Here is a 19,173-nt window from a genome sequence, read left to right as displayed (position 1 = left end):
TACTAGTCGATTTTTTTGTGAACGATTGTTGCTGATCTTAAAAGAATGTTTAATTTCATCAATCTGGTCATAGCATGAAAACGCTCCGTGTAGGAGCTGGATAAAGCTTTTTTTAATAGATCTTCTTCAGCTTTTTGATAATTAGCTGCAGGTTCTTCCAAGATGTTGTTTTCCTTTTTCATAGCAATACTGCAAGTTACGAAAGAAGTCCGAAAGTTTTTAGTCAGAAAGACTGAAGTTAAATTTTTAGATAAAATAAAAACCCTTCCAGTAAAACTGAAAGGGTTTGCTATATCTCCCGATTCCGGACATTTTTACGCTTGTGACGCAGCTGGTTTTTCTGGTCTTGGCAATAAAACTTTGCGAGAAAGTTTCATTTTACCTTGTTTATCGATGTCTAATAATTTAACCTCGATTTTATCACCTTCTTTTAAAACACCATCCATGGTTTCTAAACGTTCCCATGAAATTTCAGAGATGTGTAATAAACCATCTTTACCTGGCATCACCTCAACAAATGCACCAAATGGCATAATTGATTTTACTTTACCCTGGTAAACTTCACCAATTTCTGGTTTAGCAACGATGTTACGGATACGGGTAACCGCTGCATCGATAGCTGCTTTGTTATCAGCAAATACTTCTACAATACCTTTACCATCAACTTCTTCGATAGAGATTGAAGCGCCGGTTTCGCGTTGCATTTCCTGGATAATTTTACCTCCAGGGCCGATAATTGCACCAATAAATTCTTTCTCGATGGTTAGAGAAACAATGCGTGGCGCATGTGGTTTGTAATCTTCGTTAGGTGAACTGATGGTTTTCTTCATCTCGTTTAAGATGTGTAAACGACCTTCTTTAGCCTGTAATAAAGCTTTAGTTAAAACTTCATAAGATAGACCATTGATTTTTAAGTCCATTTGACAAGCAACAATACCATGTTCAGTACCTGTTACTTTAAAGTCCATATCACCTAAGTGATCTTCATCACCTAAAATATCAGAAAGGATTGCATATTTACCAGTTTTCTCATCAGTAATTAAACCCATTGCAATACCAGAAACTGGCGATTTGATTTTAATACCTGCATCCATAAGCGCTAGTGTACCAGCACAAACAGTTGCCATTGATGATGAACCGTTTGATTCTAAAATATCAGAAACGATACGGATAGTATATGGATTTGCTTCGCCTTGAGGCAATACTTTTTTCAACGAACGTTGCGCTAAAGCACCGTGACCAATTTCGCGACGGCCAGCGCCTCTGTTTGGTCTAACTTCACCAGTTGAGAAACCAGGGAAATTATAGTGTAATAAGAATTTGTTATAACCATTAAAGAAAGCACCATCAATCATTTGCTCATCATCTTTGCTACCTAAAGTAACTGATGTTAACGATTGCGTTTCGCCACGTGTAAATACAGCCGAACCGTGAGCAGCAGGTAAATAGCCAACTTCGCTCCAGATTGGACGGATTTCAGTCGTTTTACGACCGTCTAAACGAATACCTTCATCTAACAATAAGTTTCTGATGGCATCGTATTGAACATCATGGTAATAATGTTTAGCCATTGCTTTGGTTAAATCTGCAGTATCTTCTGGCATTGCTTCGAAGAATTCGTTAATGATTGCAGTGAAACCTTCTTTACGAACATCTTTATTGCCACCAGCTTTCGCTACCGCATAAACTTTATCGTAAGTATCAGCATAAACCTTAGCTTTTAAATCAGCATCATGGTCTTCGTGGTTATATTCGCGTTTTACAGTTTTACCTGTAGCTTCAGTTAATTCAACCTGAATAGCACATTGAACTTTAATTGCATCGTGTGCAAATTTTAAAGCTTCAACCATTTCATCTTCCTGAATTTCATCACATTCACCTTCAACCATGCCTATATCGTTAGCCGAACCGGCAACCATAAACTCTAGCGTTGCACGTTCTAACTCACTGGCTTTCGGATTTATAATTAATTTACCATCAATTTTAGCCACACGTACTTCAGAAATTGGACCATTAAAAGGGATATCAGAAACTGATAACGCTGCAGATGCTGCTAAACCTGCTAAACAATCTGGCATGATATCTTTATCAGCAGAAATTAATGAAATCATCACTTGTGTATCAGAGTGATAATCACTTGGGAACATTGGGCGTAAAGCTCTATCTACCAAACGAGAGATCAATACCTCATAATCTGATAATCTTGCCTCACGACGTAAAAAGCCTCCTGGGATACGGCCTGTAGCCGCGTATTTTTCCTGATAATCAACCGATAAAGGTAAAAAATCAGTACCTGGCTTAGCGCCAACAGTTGATACTACAGTTGCTAACAACATGGTATCGCCCATTTTCACTACAACCGAACCATCTGCTTGTTTAGCCAGTTTACCAGTTTCAATTTCTACAATTCTGCCATCGCCCAAATCGAACGATTTTTTTATTACATTCATTTAATTAGAATTATGGTGTGTTTTCCTCTTTCTACACACCGTTGTTTATATATGTTTTTGTTTTTGCAAACGAAGATAGATTAAAAAAGCCTATCTATAACAAATCCCGTTAAAAAAATTAACAGGAATTAAAAAGCCATTCTCTGAAGAATGGCTTTCGCTGATAAAATTCGCTTATTTTTGTTTAATGATATCACGAAGCGATAAAGCTTTGATGATAGCACGGTAGCGCTCAATATCTTTTTTGTATAGGTAAGCCAAAATACCGCGGCGTTTACCTACCAATTTTTGAAGTGACAACTGAGTAGAAAAATCCTTACGGTTTTTCTTTAAGTGTTCTGTTAAGTGCGCAATACGGTATGTAAATAACGCTACTTGACCTTCTGCAGAACCCGTGTTGGTTTCTACTTCGCCGTGTTGTTTAAAGATTTCGGCTTTCTTTTCTGGACTTAAATACATTTCTTGAATAATATTAAAGCAATAAAATTAATTAATTGTGGCGCAAAGATAAGGTTATTTTTGATTATAAGCAAGTGTTTATTAAACGAAAAGCCAAAGCTCCCTTAGCGGATTTAGGGGTAAGGCGATTCACTTTTCTTGCCTGTTGCTATACTCCCGCCCTCACGGCAATCTTTTAAAAACTTCTGTCATGCTGAGGTACGAAATATCTGTTTCATAACCTTGGAATTCTTCATGCTTCAGCAGGACAGCTTATCAATGTTGCCCGCATAGTATCCTTTAAATAGATGTATCTCCGGTAGTACGATTGCAACCATATCTGTTAACAGCAAAACCGCCTACAATCAGATAATTAACGTTAAGCTGCTCAAATGTTTCTAACAACAAAAGCATTTCAGGATTTTCTTTATCAAAAGACATAAAGCAAATTATATGGCTGGCTTACGGATAACAAGCCCCTTACCCTGGGGAAATTTTAATGGTTTACCACCATTAATGGTAACTGAAATCTGATTGAGCTGTAAAACACCAAAAAAGCGCTGCTCGGGGGTAAGGCTCAAATAAACAACATCACGCTCCTCAAAAATTGTTTCGCGTGGTATTGTAATATCGTATAACTTAAGCTTTCCCATTTCATATCAAAAACACGAAAAATAGATGGAATATCTTATTCTAAGATATCAAAACCTTATTTATACTTTTGCACAAAACATTTTACCCTTGGAAAAGAACCAATATAGCATTTTTGAAAGTGAACTACGTGTCCGTCCCGATGATATCGATATGTTTAACCACGTACATAACAGTAAATATTTGGATTATGTATTGGCTGCACGTTACGAGCAGATGGAAAAATTTTATGGGATGCCCTGGGAACATTTTACCAAACAGGGTTTGGGCTGGGTGGTAAGTCATGTGGATATCAACTTTAAACGTCCGCTTTTAATGAATGATTTAATGCTCATTCGCACTGGTATCCTGACCATGAACGAAAAAGGATGCGCTGTTCAGTTCGAAATTATCAATCAAAAAACCGGCAAAGTAGCTTCAGATGGCATTTTTGATTATGTACTGATTGATTTAAATACCAGCAGAGGTACAAAAGTTACTGAAGAAATGATCAAAGCCTACAGCATTTAAAAGTGATTAAATAGATAGAGTGATCCACCATTTAGCAGATTAGTGAATATAGATCTGTGAGTTGTGTATCTATGTGGCAAAAAGAATCTGCAAAAAGTTAATCACTTCCTTAAAAAATGGTCATCAAAATTTGACAATCAAAAACTTTCCGTATATTTGCCGCATCAAAAAGACCAGAGCCATGATAGTATCTGCAATCCGTTTGAGGTTCTAAACAACCGAGGATTCCCTCCGCTTTAATTTTAGGTATCTACGCTTTTAAGCGTATGATTGGTTTATACATCACATTTTTTATCTATTTATATGTCACAGTCTACAAAGGCACAGGGAAAATTATCGTCTTTTTTCGGTATCCTGGTACAGTCTTTAAAAGGTCACGAAGTTGACCTTACTTCCATTAGCATTAAAAGGGCAATTGTTTTATTGGCTATACCAATGATGCTGGAAATGGCCATGGAATCGGTTTTTGCCTTAGTCGATCTCTATTTTGTAGGTCATCTTGAAAACAGCAGCCATGCTATACAAACCGTTGGATTAACCGAATCTGTTTTAACCATTATTTATTCGCTGGCAATCGGTTTAAGTATGGCCGCTACAGCAGTTGTTGCACGGCGGGTTGGCGAAAAAAATCCGGAAGCTGCAGGTAAAGCAGGTATGCAGACCATCATCATTGCGGTGATGATCAATTTAATCATCAGTATTGCAGGTTTTATTTATGCCCGCGATATTTTATTGATTATGGGTGCTTCCCGGGAAACTGCCGGTCATGGCGTTACATTTGTCCGCATTATGATGGGTGGCAGTATAATTATTGTTTTACTGTTCCTGATTAATGGAATATTTAGGGGTGCCGGCAATGCAGCAATTGCCATGCGCAGTTTATGGATCGCAAATATTGCAAATATTATCCTCTGCCCTATTTTTATCAATGGTTTCGGTCCCGTGCCTGCATTTGGGCTAACAGGTGCTGCCATTGCCACCACCATTGGCCGTGGGCTTGGCGTTAGTTACCAGATTTACCACTTATTTAACGCCAAAAACACACTAAAAATCAGATTAAGCTTTCTTGTGCCTGAATGGGAGCAGATAAAGGCCATCGTTAAAATTGCTGCACCAGGGGTTTTACAATTTGTTATTGCAAGTTGTAGCTGGGTATTTTTGGCGCAACTGGTTGCTACTACAGGCGGAGATCATGGTTCTGCAGGTTACCAGACTTCATTGAGATTAATGATGTTCTTTATACTTCCGGCCTGGGGTTTAAGTAATGCGGCAGCCACATTGGTTGGGCAAAACCTTGGTGCAGGAAGCACGGAACGGGCGGAGAAATCGGTATTTCAAACCATAAAATACACGGTTATATTTATGGCTGTAGTAAGTATTTTGTTTTTAACCTGCGGACAGTTTTTCGCCGCATTTTTCACTAAAGATCAGGAAGTGATTAAAGTAGCCAGCAGAGCACTAAAAATTATGAGTGGTGGTTTTGTTATTTATGGTGCGGGCATGGTATTTACCAGCGCCTTTAATGGTGCCGGCGATACCTGGACACCGACCAAAATTAATGTATTTGCATTTTGGTTGTTCCAGATTCCCTTTGCATACTTTTTGGCAAAATATTTAGAAATGGGGCCAACCGGTGTTTTTATCGCCATCCCAACCGCAGAAGCTGGCATTGCAGTAGCGGCATTTATCTTGTTTAAAAAGGGTAAATGGAAGAAAATTAAGGTTTAGTTTTTACCACAAATAGGCACAGACGAACACAGATAGAGTAACGTTATCTGTGTTCGTCCTGTTTTATTTTAACTACTGTAGCTTCCGACTTCGCGTCGGAAAAGCAGTGAACCAAATATCGAAATAAAGTGGTAAGCAGCGCTGTTGTAACAGAAAAAGCACTGTTTTTCCTTTTCAAAACCATAAAAATCCGGCCATTGCAGCATTCCATTTTCCCTCTTACATTTTCCATTAAAAACCATATCTTTGCGCAAAGATGAAGCATATACGTAATTTTTGCATTATTGCACATATCGACCATGGCAAGAGCACCCTGGCTGATAGGTTATTAGAATATACAGCGACGATTTCGCAGCGTGAAGCGCAGGCGCAATTGCTCGATAACATGGATTTAGAGCGTGAGAGAGGCATAACGATTAAAAGTCATGCCATACAAATGAACTATAAAGTTGGTGATATTGAATATAATTTCAATTTGATAGATACACCAGGACACGTGGATTTTTCATATGAAGTTTCGCGCTCCATTGCTGCCTGTGAAGGCGCATTACTAATTGTAGATGCTTCGCAAGGTATTCAGGCTCAAACCATTTCTAATCTTTATTTAGCGTTAGAGCACGACCTTGAAATTATTCCAATTTTAAATAAAATGGACTTACCCGGAGCAATGCCTGAGGAAGTTAAAGACCAGATTATTGATTTGATCGGATGTAAACGTGAGGATATTATCCCTGCATCGGGTAAAACCGGTATGGGTATTCCTGATATTATCCAGGCCATTGTTGACCGCGTTCCAGCTCCTGTTGGTGATCCGGAAGCACCTTTACAGGCTTTGATTTTCGACTCAGTTTTTAACTCTTTCAGAGGGATTATTGCTTACTATAAAGTAGTAAACGGCGAGATTAAAAAGGGTGATAAAGTAAAATTTATCAATACAGGAAAAGAATATCTGGCTGATGAGGTAGGTATCTTAAAACTTGATATGTCGCCACGTAATGTAGTTAAAACCGGAGATGTGGGTTACATTATTTCTGGCATTAAAGAAGCCCGAGAAGTAAAAGTTGGTGATACAATTACAACTACTGCAAGACCATCATTAGATTCTATTCAGGGATTTGAAGAGGTAAAACCAATGGTTTTCGCAGGTATTTACCCTGTTGATACTGATGAGTTTGAGGAACTTCGCGAAGCCATGCACAAGTTGCAACTCAATGATGCATCTATCGTTTTCGAACCTGAAAGTTCTGCCGCATTAGGCTTTGGTTTCCGTTGCGGATTCCTTGGAATGTTGCACATGGAGATTATTCAGGAACGTTTAGAGCGTGAATTCGACATGACGGTAATCACTACCGTTCCCAATGTATCTTACGTTGCGCATACGACCAAAGGCGATGAAATTTTTGTAAATAATCCATCTGATTTGCCTGATCCAAGTAAATTAGATTCTGTTGAAGAACCATTTATTAAAGCTAACATTATTACCAAAGCTGATTTTGTTGGTCCTGTAATGTCACTATGCATTCAGAAAAGAGGAACAATTGTAAATCAGTCATACTTAACTTCTGATAGAGTTGAGTTGGTTTTTGAAATGCCGATGGGCGAAATTGTATTTGATTTTTATGATAAATTAAAAACGATTTCAAAAGGCTACGCATCTTTCGATTATCATCAGATTGGCTATCGTAAATCGGATTTGGTTCGTTTAGATATGTTAATAAATGATGAGCCGGTTGATGCATTATCATCTTTAATCCACAGAAGTAATGCTTACGATTTCGGAAAGAAAATCTGCGAGAAATTAAGAGAATTAATCCCTCGTCAGCAATTTGAGATTAAAATACAAGCCTCTATCGGTGCTAAAGTTATTGCCCGCGAAACATTGAGTGCTTTACGTAAAGATGTAACGGCTAAATGTTACGGAGGTGATATTTCCCGTAAACGTAAGTTATTAGAGAAACAGAAAAAAGGTAAAAAACGCATGCGTCAGGTTGGAAACGTAGAAATTCCACAAAGTGCGTTTATGGCAGTTTTGAAATTAGATTAATACATAGTATCAAGATACTAGTATTAGGTACCAAGATAAAAATATAGTTAAAGCACAGTGATGATTGAGTTGACCATTGGTCTTGATACTTGATTCTCACTACTCGATACTTTTAGAATGAAATTATTAGACGGTAAATACGTATCAGAAAAGGTTAAAATTCAAATTGCAGAAGAAGCTGCCGAATTTTTAAATAAAAGTGGTCGCAAGCCACACCTAGTTGCTATTTTAGTTGGTAACGATGGCGGAAGCGAAACCTATGTGGCCAGTAAGATGAAAAACTGCGAAAAAGTTGGTTTTAAATCATCACTGCATAGATATGAGAATTCAGTAACTGAAGCTGAGTTATTGGCGAAAATTGAAGAAATTAACCAGGATGATGATGTAGACGGATTAATTGTTCAATTGCCTTTGCCTAAGCACATCGATCCGGAAAAAGTTACCGAAAAGATCGATCATCGTAAAGATGTAGATGGTTTCCATCCTGTAAATTTAGGCAGGATGATGCGTAATCTACCTTGTTTTATTCCGGCTACACCCTATGGCATTTTATTGATGTTGCAGGAATATGGTATCGATACCACTGGAATGCATTGCGTTGTGGTTGGTAGAAGTAACATTGTAGGTAGTCCGATGAGTATTTTAATGGCACGTAACGCCAATCCGGGCAACTGTACGGTAACGCTTACACACTCGCGTACAAAAGATTTAAAGGAGCAAATTCTTCAGGCTGATATTGTGATTGCAGCTATTGGTAAAAAGAATTTTGTTACTGCTGATATGGTTAAAACTGGTGCCATTATTATCGATGTAGGCATTAACCGCGAAAATTCCACAGAAACTAAATCCGGCTTCAAATTATATGGCGACGTAGATTTCGAAAACGTAGCACCAAAGGCTTCTTATATCACCCCTGTTCCAGGTGGCGTTGGATTGATGACCATTGTAGGTTTATTAAAAAATACCTTGGCATCGGCAAGGAAAGAAATATATTCTTAAGGTTGAGGGTTTAAAGGTGGAGGGTTGAAGGTAAAACCTAAAGCCGGAAAATATTTAAAAAGCAGTTCATTAATTTGGATTGCTTTTTTTTGTTAGACGGCTAATTGCTTATTTTATAGCACAAAGGCAAGAAGACACAAAGAAAAATTTGCACAGCCACATTTGTCATCCTGAACGCAGTGAAGGATCTTTAATGATAGAAATAAATAAAATGGTTTTATATACGCTACATCCAATAGCAATCGGATCGAAATGACAACTTTTCTTTGCATTTTGCACTTCACCAATGAACCAGTGACTAATAAACTATTTTATCCCCACAATTTACTCCACCAGCTTTCTTCGAAACCGATATACAGCCCATCTTCACGTAGTTCTGTCGGGTAAATATCAATGTAATCGCCCTGCCCTTCTGCGCCTCTCCCTGTGGTTAAATTGTATTCATAGCGATGAATCGGGCAAACCAGGTTGCCGTTTTTACACCAGCCACCACTAAAATGACCGCCAGCGTGCGGACAATGCGATTGGGTTGCGATGATTTGATCATTGTTATTGATGATGCAAAGTTGTTTTCCGTTTACTTCAATCGTCTTAATTGCATCTGCAGCTGGAACCTGAATCTTATTTAACGCTTTAAACCACTTCATAAAGCTAAAATACGGCAAATAAATATCAGTCTTATTTCATCTTTCCATTAAATTTCGAAAGAGGAACCACATCACCATATTTTTTTAGGATATTTGCATCCTCAAAAATGAAACAAGACATACCAGAAGACGGCACATTACTTCCCTTGATGGAAGAATTTTATACCATACAGGGCGAAGGGTTTAATACCGGCAAAGCAGCTTATTTTATCCGTTTAGGAGGCTGCGATGTAGGTTGCCACTGGTGCGATGTTAAAGAAAGCTGGGATGCTGAAATGCATCCACTTACCCCATCCGATGTTATTGTAGAAAATGCAGATAAATTTCCAGGTAAAGCAGTTGTAATTACTGGTGGTGAGCCTTTAATTTATAACCTTGATTATCTGACCAATAAACTAAAAGAAAGAGGCATTCTAACTTTTATCGAAACTTCTGGCGCTTATCCCCTTTCGGGCAACTGGGATTGGATCTGTTTATCGCCGAAGAAATTTAAAGCGCCAAGACCAGATATTACACCATTTGCACACGAATTAAAAGTGATCATTTTTAATAAAAGTGATTTTAAATGGGCCGAAGAATATGCAGCAATGGTATCTCCTACCTGTAAATTGTACCTGCAACCAGAGTGGTCTAAATCAAAAGAAATTACGCCATTGATTATCGAATATGTAATGGCTAACCCGAAATGGGAAATTTCTTTGCAAACGCATAAATTTTTAAATATTCCTTAAAAACAATACATTAGCTTTATAACCAAATGTTAATGTAATGAAATTTCGTTTAGTCCTTATCTTTAGCATACTGAGCTTTTTTTGTTTTGGACAAAGTTCAACAAACAAAAAAGCACAGACTTTTTTCGAAAAAGCAGGTCCGCTTATAGATAGGTTAGATTATGCTGGTGCAGAACAGGTATTAAAAAGTGCTGTAGAAACCGATCCGCTATTTCAAAATGCTTATATCGTACTGGCGGCTGTTTATAAAACGGAAAAGAAATACCCGGAAGCCAAAACAGCTTACGAAAAGGCGATACTGATCAATAAAAGTGTTGCACCGGCTGTAATTTATGGATTAGCAGAAATGGAATTTGTGGCACAGGATTATGCAAAGGCCAAACAACATTTCGAAGAATTCATCACAGTGGATGTTTCTTCTGATCGGGCAAAAAAAGCAAAAAAGTATCTTTTAGATTGCGATTTCGCGTCCTTAGCGATAAAGAAACCTGTAAAATATACCCCAACGAATTTAGGAGATGGAGTAAATACAGCAAATGCAGAATATTTTCCTGCTTTAACTGCAGATGGCGAAACCCTGGTTTTTACCCGTCAGGTAAATGGAAATGAAGATTTCTGGACCTCGCAGTTTAAAAACAATAAATGGGATGTTGCTACACCGTTATCTTCTAAAATAAATACAAAGCAATACAACGAAGGTGCGCAAACCATCTCTCCTGATGGTAAGTATTTATTTTTTACAGGCTGTAATCGTCCTGATGGCTTAGGCCGATGTGATATTTATGTTTCGCACCGCGAAGGAAAAGATTGGGGCGAACCTTATAATATTGGCAAACCAGTTAATTCTGAATATTGGGAATCGCAGCCTGCAATCAGTCCGGATGGCAGAACTTTGTACTTTATCAGTAACCGTCCCGGCGGATCTGGGGGTTACGATATATGGAAAAGCACAATAACTGATGATGCAAAATGGGGACCAGCCATTAATCTTGGCCCCGACATCAATACAGCTTCTGATGAAAATACACCTTTCCTGCATGCAGACGGAAAAACCTTATATTTTTCTTCAGATGGCTGGCCTGGATTTGGCAATAAAGATATTTTTTATAGCCGGATGGATAATGATGGTAAATGGCAGAAACCCGTTAATATTGGTTATCCAATTAACTCTTTCGAAGATGAAAGTGGTTTAGTGGTAAGTGCTGATGGAAATTTTGGTCTGTTTTCGTCCAACTTAAAAGGTGGTTTCGGCCTGCAGGATATTTACAGTTTTGGGATTCCGGAAAGCGCAAAGCCATTAAAAGTATCGTATGTAAAAGGAATTGTAAGGGATAAGGATACTAAAAAGACCATTGAAAGTAATGTGCAGGTGGTAGATCTAAAAACCAATAAAACCGTTTTCGATGATTATACCGATCCCGAAACTGGTCAGTTTTTAGCGGTAATGCCCGTTGGAAGTAATTATCTGTTTAATGTAAATGCAGAAGGCTACATGTTCTACTCTGAAAACTTCGAACCGAAGAGTGGAGATATTAATAAACCCTACCAGATTGAAGTATACATAGAAAAAATAAAACAGGGTGGCAATGTTACACTGAGAAATATATTTTTCGACACCAATAAATTTAACCTTTTGCCTGCCTCTATCCGCGAATTGGATCTGCTGATTGATTTCCTGCATCAAAATGAGAGGGTTCAAATCGAAATACAGGGACATACCGATAATGTTGGAGATGATAAGTTGAATGAAAAACTCTCATTTAACCGTGCAAATGCCGTTTATGAATATCTGATCAAACACAGTATTGATACTAAAAGACTTACATTCAAAGGTTTTGGAGCAAGTAAACCAATTGCTGATAATAAAACAGAATTGGGCAGAAAAAACAATAGAAGGACATCATTTGTGATTACCAAGGTTTAGTTTTTCTAATCACTGTCATTCTGAACGTAGTGAAGAATCCCCTACCCATAAAACACTGACTGCAAAACCTTTTAATAAATATTCTTCATTGGCATTCAGAATGACATTTTCAGCTAAAAATTAAAACTTTTTCCCTTTTAAAACCCTGATTGCTGATCCTTCTGCGAGTACTACAGAATCGGGTTTGGCTTGATTTAGGAAAGCGAAATCACTTCCATAATTAATTCCAAAATCAACGTTGATTTTATAATCTTTTATAGGATAAGATTGCCAGCGCGGGTGTTCGACCCCATATTCGGATGTTCTATTTGTACCAATTTTAGTATAACCCCAATAATGTTCGGTAATAAATTCTTCCTCGCTGCCAATTAAAATTTCTTCAGCTTTCGAGCCAGCAATTACAGAAAAATTATGCCAGTTTTTATTCTTCCATGAATAATCTACTTCGAGCTGATTTTCTTCTTCAGTCCAAACGTGTTTCATTCGAAAAGTCTGGTAATTCTCTTTATAAATGGTATTGGCTATAAAAGTAATTGATGGTTTGGGTACAAATTCTTTAATAAACACCACTCCCCGTTTCCAGCTCTCGTCATCTTTAAATTTGACGTAAAACCTTAAATTAACCTCTTCAAAATTGGTATGAAAGGGGATGTTAAATCCAAGAAGTTTTACATCAAGAAACATAAATCCCACCAAACTCACATAATATTTTCCATCCCAGTCGTCCAATTCGGTATGCGGGGGCAAATATTTCGAAAGTATTTCTTTGTCTACAGCATATTGTGCTAAAGCAAGTTTTCGCCATTCGGCAGTGAGAAATACTTTCGGATTGTTCAAAATTATAGTATGGCTTGTCTGATCCTGATCAGTTTGGTTAAAGTTTCTTCCAGCAAATCTAAATGCAGCATATTGGCACCGTCTGATTTTGCATTGGCCGGATCAGGGTGTGTTTCGATAAACAAACCATCAGCACCCACAGCAATAGCGGCTTTGGCAATGGTAGAAATCAATTCGGGTTTACCACCGGTAACTCCACTGCTTTGATTAGGTTGTTGTAAAGAATGCGTACAATCCATTACCACAGGCACACCAAAACTCTGCATTTCGGGTAAGCCACGGTAATCAACGATTAAATCCTGATAACCAAAGGTGTTCCCCCTGTCGGTTAATATGACTTTATTATTGCCTGCTTCTTTAACTTTCTCCACGGCAAATTTCATCGAACCTGCAGAAAGAAACTGGCCTTTTTTAACGTTCACCACTTTTCCGGTTTCGGCAGCGGCAATCAGTAAATCAGTTTGGCGGCATAAAAATGCCGGGATCTGCAATACATCTACATAAGCTGCAGCCATGGCCGCTTCGCCACTTTCGTGAATATCTGTTACGGTTGGTACGCCAAATTCTCTTCCAATTCTTTCTAAAATCCGTAAAGCTTTTTCATCACCAATACCAGTGAAAGAACTTCCTTTACTTCTGTTAGCCTTGCGATAAGAGCCTTTAAAAATATAGGGGATCTGCAGTTTATCAGTAATGGCTATAATTTTTTCAGCAATCCTCATGGCAATATCTTCGCCTTCTATAGCGCATGGACCAGCCATTAAAAAGAAATTTCCTGAATCTGTATTTTTAAGTTTATCTAAGTAGTTTAGCATGTAAAATGTATTATGGAAGATGGAAAATGTATGGACTAAAATCTATAACAGAAAATGGGACGGATAAGCAGATACATTATCCATCTTACCTCCCCCATCTTCCATCAATCTCTAGTTGCCTAGTTCTGACATGAATTTAATCCGCATCAGTTGAATTTCTTCGCGGGTATAATCGGTTTCGCCTAATTCGTTCAGGGCTTCATCGATAGAATCGCTTTCTGCCGCCCTGAAATAATCGAATACTTCATCCTGACGATCGTCATCAATAACTTCATCAATGAAATAGTTGAGATTTAATTTGGTACCGGAGTTTACAATTGATTCAACTTCTTTCAAAATTTCCTCGTAAGTTATCCCTTTAGAATCAGCAATATCTTCTAAACCAATCTGTCTGTCGATATTTTGAATAATTGAAACCTTCATCTGCGATTTATTGGCCTGGGTTTTAATAATCAGGTCAATCGGACGCTCGATATCGTTATCCTCCACGTATTTTTTGATCAATTCGATAAAAGGGGTACCAAATTTCATGGCTTTACCCGATCCTACACCTGAAATCTGGCGAAGTTCTTCCATCGTAATGGGATAGTGCGTGCACATTTCTTCTAAAGATGGATCCTGGAAAACCACAAAAGGCGGAACGCTTTTTTGTTTGGCTATTTTCTTACGGAGATCTTTAAGTAATGATAAAAGATGTGTATCTAAAGCACCAGTGCCTTGTTTTACGTCATCGTCATCATCATCTGCCCCACTTTCTATTGGCTCGTTTAATATAAATTTAAGGCTATAAGGATTGATGATAAAATCTCTTCCCTGTTTGGTTAATTTTAATAAACCGTAATTATCGATATCCTTATAGAGGTAATTATTTAGAACGGCCTGGCGGATAATCGATTTCCACATCAATACGCCTTCTTCTTTACCAATACCAAATTCCGGCAGCTTACTATGTTCGTAGGCAATGGTTTGTGCGGTTTCTAAACCTAAGAAAACGTTTAACAAATGGGCATCATCAAACTTTTCGCCTGATTTTTCAATAAACTTTAATACGGTAGATAATTGATTTTCGGCATCAAACTGTTTTTTAGGTTTCTTACAGTTATCACACATGCAATTACAGCCGGTTTCATTAAAGTTTTCACCAAAATAATGAAGAATCTGCTTCCGCCTGCAAACACCAGACTCCGCATAATCGATTACCTCTTTTAATATTTGTGTACCAATTTCTCTTTCCGAAACCGGTTTATCTTTCATAAACTTGGCCAGCTTATCTACATCTTTTTGAGAGTAGAAAGCAATACATACACCTTCGCCGCCATCACGGCCTGCCCTACCTGTTTCCTGATAGTAACCTTCCATACTTTTTGGCACATCATGGTGGATCACAAAGCGAACATCCGGTTTATCGATCCCCATACCAAAGGCAATGGTTGCTACAATCACCTCGGCATCTTCCATCAAAAACCTATCCTGTGTATCGGCCCGTACTTTCGGATCTAAGCCCGCATGGTAAGGCAACGCACTGATTCCGTTCAAATTTAAGGCTTCTGCAACCTCCTCCACCTTTTTACGGCTAAGGCAATAAATGATGCCCGATTTACCCGGATTGGATTTAATATACTTGATGATTTCTTTGGTAATATCACGCTTGGGACGGATTTCGTAAAACAGGTTTGGCCTGTTAAACGACGATTTGAACAAGGTTGCTTCCGTCATCCCAAGATTCTTCATAATATCCTGCTGCACTTTAGGAGTTGCTGTAGCGGTTAGTGCAATAATTGGGATGTTATTTCCTAAACCCGCAATAACCTGTTTGATTTTACGGTATTCCGGTCTGAAATCGTGCCCCCATTCAGAGATACAATGCGCTTCATCAACGGCAACGAAAGAGATTTTAATCAGATTTAAAAATTCAATATTATCCTGTTTCGCAAGGGATTCTGGCGCAACATACAATAATTTGGTCTGACCGCTTAAAAGATCAGATTTAACCTGGGTAATTTCAGATTTGTTTAAAGATGAGTTAAGAAAATGTGCAATACTATCATTCCCACCAAAAGCCCTTAACTGGTCTACCTGGTTTTTCATCAATGCAATTAACGGCGAAATAACAATTGCTGTTCCCTCGCTCATTAAAGCTGGCAACTGATAGCAAATAGACTTCCCTCCACCTGTTGGCATAATAACAAAGGTGTTATTGCCTTCTAAAATATTTGTAATGATCGACTCTTGATCACCCTTGAAATTATCAAACCCGAAGAAATTTTGAAGGTTATCAAATAACGACTTTTTCACGTCCATTTTGTGTAATAAAATATGCGATGCTATTTTTCTATCCAAAATAACATAATTTTACAAGAATTTCAAGTATTAACAGACAATTATTTTCTCTTTGAAAAGTAAAAAATCAATAATTCAGTCAGCTATAAGCACTTTAGAGCTCGAAGCAGCAGCAATATTAAATGTTGCCAGGAACATCAACAACGATTTTGAAAAAGTTGTGACTCGTATTTTAGAAGGTAAAGGGCGGGTAATTGTAACCGGTATTGGAAAAAGTGCCATTATTGCGCAAAAGATGGTTGCCACTTTTAATTCAACCGGTACCCCGGCAATTTTTATGCATGCTGCAGATGCCATCCATGGCGATTTGGGCATGATCCAGGTAGATGATATTGTAATCTGCTTATCAAAAAGTGGCAATACACCAGAAATTAAGGTATTGGTCCCGTTACTCAAAACATCCAATAATCTTTTAATCGGGATGGTTGGCGAATTAAATTCATTCCTGGCAGAACAGGCTGATCTGATTTTAAATACATCTTTCGAAAAAGAAGCATGCCCACACAATTTAGCGCCCACCACGAGTACTACCGCTCAATTGGCATTAGGTGATGCACTGGCCATCTGTTTACTCGAGTGCAGGGAGTTTAACGAAGCAGACTTTGCAAAATACCATCCCGGAGGATCGCTGGGTAAAAAACTTTATTTAAAGGCCAGAGATTTGGCTTTATCTAACGAGAAGCCTTCCATCAGCCCAACTGCATCCGTAAAAGATGTATTAATCGAAATTAGTAAAAACCGTTTGGGTGCTGTTGCTGTTGTTGATTCAGCTAACCATGTATTGGGTGTTATTACAGACGGAGATATCAGGAGAATGTTGGAGAACAACAATTCTATAGCTGATTTAAAAGCTGAAGATATTATGAGTAAAACCCCGAAAAGCATCCAATTTGATGCTTTGGCGGTAGACGCCCTGGAGATTATTAAACAAAACAACATTACACAATTGTTAGTTCTAGAACAAAATACTTACTTTGGCATCATCCATTTACACGACCTGCTCAACGAAGGCATTGTGTAATTTTTAAAATAAAAAATGAATAAAGATTATTATGCATTAATTATGGCCGGTGGCGTCGGAAGCCGCTTTTGGCCAGTAAGCAGAACAGAATACCCAAAACAATTTATCGACTTTTTTGGCGTAGGTAAAACTTTAATACAAAGTACCTATGATAGGTTTTTAAAAATCTGTCTCCCCGAAAATATATTTATCGTAACGAACGAAATTTATTCGGATCTGGTAAAAGAGCAATTGCCTCAGTTGAGTCCAAATCAGATTCTGGCCGAGCCATTACTTAGAAATACAGCGCCTTGTATTGCTTATGGCAGTTTAAAAATTGCTGAATTAAATCCAAATGCAACTATAGTAGTTGCTCCTTCTGACCATACTATTGCAAATATTGATGGTTTTGTAGAATCTATTGAACAATCATTGGATGCAGCATCGAAAAACGACTGTTTAATTACCCTGGGCATTAAGCCAAACCGTCCGGATACGGGTTATGGCTATATCCAGCATACTGATTACGTACTTAATACGGATACAGACCTGCACAAGGTTAAAACTTTTACTGAAAAGCCAAATCTCGATTTAGCGAAATCATTTTTGCAGAGTGGCGATTTTCTGTGGAATGCGGGCATTTTTATCTGGTCGGCAAAAACCATTTTGAAAGCTTTTGAAAAACACCTGCCGGATATGTATGAAATATTCAGTGTGGGCCGATCGGAACTGAATACCGAAAACGAAAAAACATTTATCAACAACGCTTATTTGCAGTGTACCAATATTTCAATCGATTTTGGGATTATGGAAAAAGCGGAAAATGTTTATGTGCTTCCATCTGATTTTGGATGGTCGGACTTAGGCACCTGGGCCTCTATTTATGAGATGGCTGATAAAGATTATGTAGGAAATGCGGTTATCCCTTCGGAACAGGTGATTATGTTCGATTCATCGAACTGTATGGTAAATGTTCCGAAAGATAAACTGGTTATTCTGCAAGGATTACATGATTATATTGTGGTAGAAAATAACAATATGCTAATGATTTGCCCGAGAGACGAGGAACAACGCGTTAAAGAATTTGTCGCAGAAGTTAAATCCAGATTTGGAAACAAGTTCATATAACTATGGATGATGTAAGATGGATAATGTGGGATTAAACTACATTATCCATCTTACATCATCCATCTTACACCCCTCTTTGTCTAACCGCTTCGTATAAAATTACGCCTGCAGCTACTGACACATTTAGCGATTCGATTTTACCCGACATTGGTATTTTAGCCAGGTGATCGGCCACACGTAAAAGATCATTAGAAATACCTTCATCTTCTGAGCCCATTACAATGGCTGTAGGCATGGTATAATCGGGAGCATATATAAAATCATTTGTTTTTTCGGTACAGGCTACAACCTGCAATCCGCTTTCCTGTAAAAACAAGCAGGTTTTATGCAAATTGCTGTGGCGACAAATCGGAATATTAAATAAAGCACCCGCTGAAGTTTTAATGGCATCGGCATTTATTTGTGCCGCATTTTTTAAGGGTACTACAATGGCATGAACACCCACGCAAGCCGCCGTACGGGCAATTGCGCCCATATTACGCACATCGGTTACACTATCCAAAACCAATATTAATGGCACCTCTCCTTTTTCGAAAACGGCAGGAACAATATCTTCAATATTCTGATAAGTAATTGGAGAAATCACAGCAATTACACCCTGATGGTTTTTCTGCGACATCCGGTTCAGTTTTTCAACAGGAACCGAGTTTAAAGGAATCAAAGTATCTTTTAAAAGGCCTTTTAATTCTAAAAAAAGATCGCCGCCCAAACCGCGTTGCTGGTAAATGGTTTCAATATCTCTTCCTGCTTTAATGGCCTCTATTACGGCCCTTATGCCAAATACAAACTCATTATTCTCTTTTGCGCGTTGCGGTCTTCTAAAATTATCCATGTTTTGAAATTGTTAGGCAAAAGTATTCAATTAAATGTTTCAGCCCTAATCTATATTATCCTTATTCACATTTAATTGTTTAAAAAATTTCAAGATCGA

18 protein-coding genes are annotated in these 19,173 nt (G+C 38.1%); 8 read left to right on the top strand and 10 right to left on the bottom strand.

What is annotated here, in order from left to right; translation table 11 throughout:
• Positions 1-2 precede the first annotated feature (2 nt).
• From R2R28_RS08365 to R2R28_RS08345, 5 genes are all read right to left on the bottom strand, one after another.
• The gene (locus R2R28_RS08365; RefSeq protein ID WP_316825229.1) at positions 3-182 is read right to left on the bottom strand and encodes a hypothetical protein; all 180 of its coding nucleotides are present in this window, start codon (positions 180-182) and stop codon (positions 3-5) included.
• A gap of 132 nt (positions 183-314) precedes the next feature.
• Positions 315-2,450 (bottom strand): polyribonucleotide nucleotidyltransferase, encoded by a 2,136-nt coding sequence (gene pnp / locus R2R28_RS08360; protein ID WP_316825228.1) that lies wholly within the window; start codon positions 2,448-2,450, stop codon positions 315-317.
• A gap of 174 nt (positions 2,451-2,624) precedes the next feature.
• Positions 2,625-2,909, bottom strand: coding sequence for a 30S ribosomal protein S15 (gene rpsO, locus R2R28_RS08355; protein WP_025146265.1), 285 nt, complete (start codon positions 2,907-2,909; stop codon positions 2,625-2,627).
• 279 nt (positions 2,910-3,188) lie between these two features.
• Positions 3,189-3,329 carry a hypothetical protein gene (locus R2R28_RS08350; protein ID WP_316825227.1) on the bottom strand — a complete coding sequence of 47 codons (141 nt, stop codon included), beginning with the start codon at positions 3,327-3,329 and terminating at the stop codon, positions 3,189-3,191.
• Between the two features lie 8 nt (positions 3,330-3,337).
• Positions 3,338-3,541, bottom strand: coding sequence for a hypothetical protein (locus R2R28_RS08345; RefSeq protein WP_316825226.1), 204 nt, complete (start codon positions 3,539-3,541; stop codon positions 3,338-3,340).
• An 88-nt stretch (positions 3,542-3,629) separates the two neighbouring features.
• Here R2R28_RS08345 and R2R28_RS08340 point away from each other — a divergent pair, with 88 nt between their 5' ends.
• The 4 genes from R2R28_RS08340 (at position 3,630) to R2R28_RS08325 (ending at position 8,820) form a co-directional block, all read left to right on the top strand.
• On the top strand, positions 3,630-4,049 hold the full coding sequence (locus R2R28_RS08340; RefSeq protein ID WP_316825225.1) for an acyl-CoA thioesterase: 420 nt from the start codon (positions 3,630-3,632) through the stop codon (positions 4,047-4,049).
• Between the two features lie 303 nt (positions 4,050-4,352).
• Entirely contained in the window at positions 4,353-5,777 is a 1,425-nt protein-coding gene (locus R2R28_RS08335) for an MATE family efflux transporter (RefSeq protein WP_316825224.1), read from the top strand.
• A gap of 256 nt (positions 5,778-6,033) precedes the next feature.
• A complete protein-coding gene (gene lepA / locus R2R28_RS08330; RefSeq protein WP_316825223.1) occupies positions 6,034-7,821 on the top strand; it encodes a translation elongation factor 4 in 1,788 nt (595 codons plus the stop codon).
• Between the two features lie 117 nt (positions 7,822-7,938).
• Positions 7,939-8,820 (top strand): bifunctional 5,10-methylenetetrahydrofolate dehydrogenase/5,10-methenyltetrahydrofolate cyclohydrolase, encoded by an 882-nt coding sequence (locus R2R28_RS08325; RefSeq protein ID WP_316825222.1) that lies wholly within the window; start codon positions 7,939-7,941, stop codon positions 8,818-8,820.
• A 311-nt stretch (positions 8,821-9,131) separates the two neighbouring features.
• On the opposite strand, the gene R2R28_RS08320 is transcribed toward R2R28_RS08325, so the two are convergent.
• Positions 9,132-9,467, bottom strand: coding sequence for a Rieske (2Fe-2S) protein (locus tag R2R28_RS08320; RefSeq protein WP_316825221.1), 336 nt, complete (start codon positions 9,465-9,467; stop codon positions 9,132-9,134).
• A gap of 107 nt (positions 9,468-9,574) precedes the next feature.
• Here R2R28_RS08320 and R2R28_RS08315 point away from each other — a divergent pair, with 107 nt between their 5' ends.
• Together R2R28_RS08315 and R2R28_RS08310 are read left to right on the top strand one after the other, a co-directional pair.
• A complete protein-coding gene (locus R2R28_RS08315) occupies positions 9,575-10,198 on the top strand; it encodes a 7-carboxy-7-deazaguanine synthase QueE (RefSeq protein ID WP_316825220.1) in 624 nt (207 codons plus the stop codon).
• Positions 10,199-10,235: 37 nt separating this feature from the next.
• Complete coding sequence (locus R2R28_RS08310; RefSeq protein WP_316825219.1) at positions 10,236-12,122, top strand: OmpA family protein; 1,887 nt, start codon at positions 10,236-10,238, stop codon at positions 12,120-12,122.
• A 120-nt stretch (positions 12,123-12,242) separates the two neighbouring features.
• Here the strand turns inward: R2R28_RS08310 and R2R28_RS08305 are convergent, their stop codons facing one another.
• The 3 genes from R2R28_RS08305 to recQ all read right to left on the bottom strand — a co-directional run bounded on the left by R2R28_RS08305 (position 12,243) and on the right by recQ (position 16,075).
• Complete coding sequence (locus tag R2R28_RS08305; RefSeq protein WP_316825218.1) at positions 12,243-12,959, bottom strand: DUF2071 domain-containing protein; 717 nt, start codon at positions 12,957-12,959, stop codon at positions 12,243-12,245.
• A gap of 2 nt (positions 12,960-12,961) precedes the next feature.
• Positions 12,962-13,774, bottom strand: a complete 813-nt coding sequence (gene kdsA, locus R2R28_RS08300) for a 3-deoxy-8-phosphooctulonate synthase (RefSeq protein ID WP_316825217.1) — start codon at positions 13,772-13,774, stop codon at positions 12,962-12,964.
• A 111-nt stretch (positions 13,775-13,885) separates the two neighbouring features.
• Complete coding sequence (gene recQ, locus R2R28_RS08295) at positions 13,886-16,075, bottom strand: DNA helicase RecQ (RefSeq protein WP_316825314.1); 2,190 nt, start codon at positions 16,073-16,075, stop codon at positions 13,886-13,888.
• Between the two features lie 91 nt (positions 16,076-16,166).
• Between recQ and R2R28_RS08290 the strand changes: the two genes are divergently transcribed.
• Positions 16,167-17,135: a KpsF/GutQ family sugar-phosphate isomerase gene (locus R2R28_RS08290; RefSeq protein WP_316825216.1), complete on the top strand. Its 969-nt coding sequence runs from the start codon at positions 16,167-16,169 to the stop codon at positions 17,133-17,135.
• Positions 17,136-17,150: 15 nt separating this feature from the next.
• Entirely contained in the window at positions 17,151-18,242 is a 1,092-nt protein-coding gene (locus R2R28_RS08285) for a mannose-1-phosphate guanylyltransferase (RefSeq protein WP_316825215.1), read from the top strand.
• Between the two features lie 64 nt (positions 18,243-18,306).
• On the opposite strand, the gene rlmB is transcribed toward R2R28_RS08285, so the two are convergent.
• Complete coding sequence (gene rlmB, locus R2R28_RS08280; RefSeq protein ID WP_316825214.1) at positions 18,307-19,074, bottom strand: 23S rRNA (guanosine(2251)-2'-O)-methyltransferase RlmB; 768 nt, start codon at positions 19,072-19,074, stop codon at positions 18,307-18,309.
• Positions 19,075-19,173: the final 99 nt, after the last annotated feature.

Origin of the sequence: Pedobacter miscanthi (genome assembly GCF_032678605.1) — a bacterium.
Lineage (GTDB): Bacteria > Bacteroidota > Bacteroidia > Sphingobacteriales > Sphingobacteriaceae > Pedobacter > Pedobacter miscanthi_A.
The sequence above is the reverse complement of the archived record's forward strand: the minus strand, read 5'-3'. Positions and strand labels throughout refer to the sequence as shown.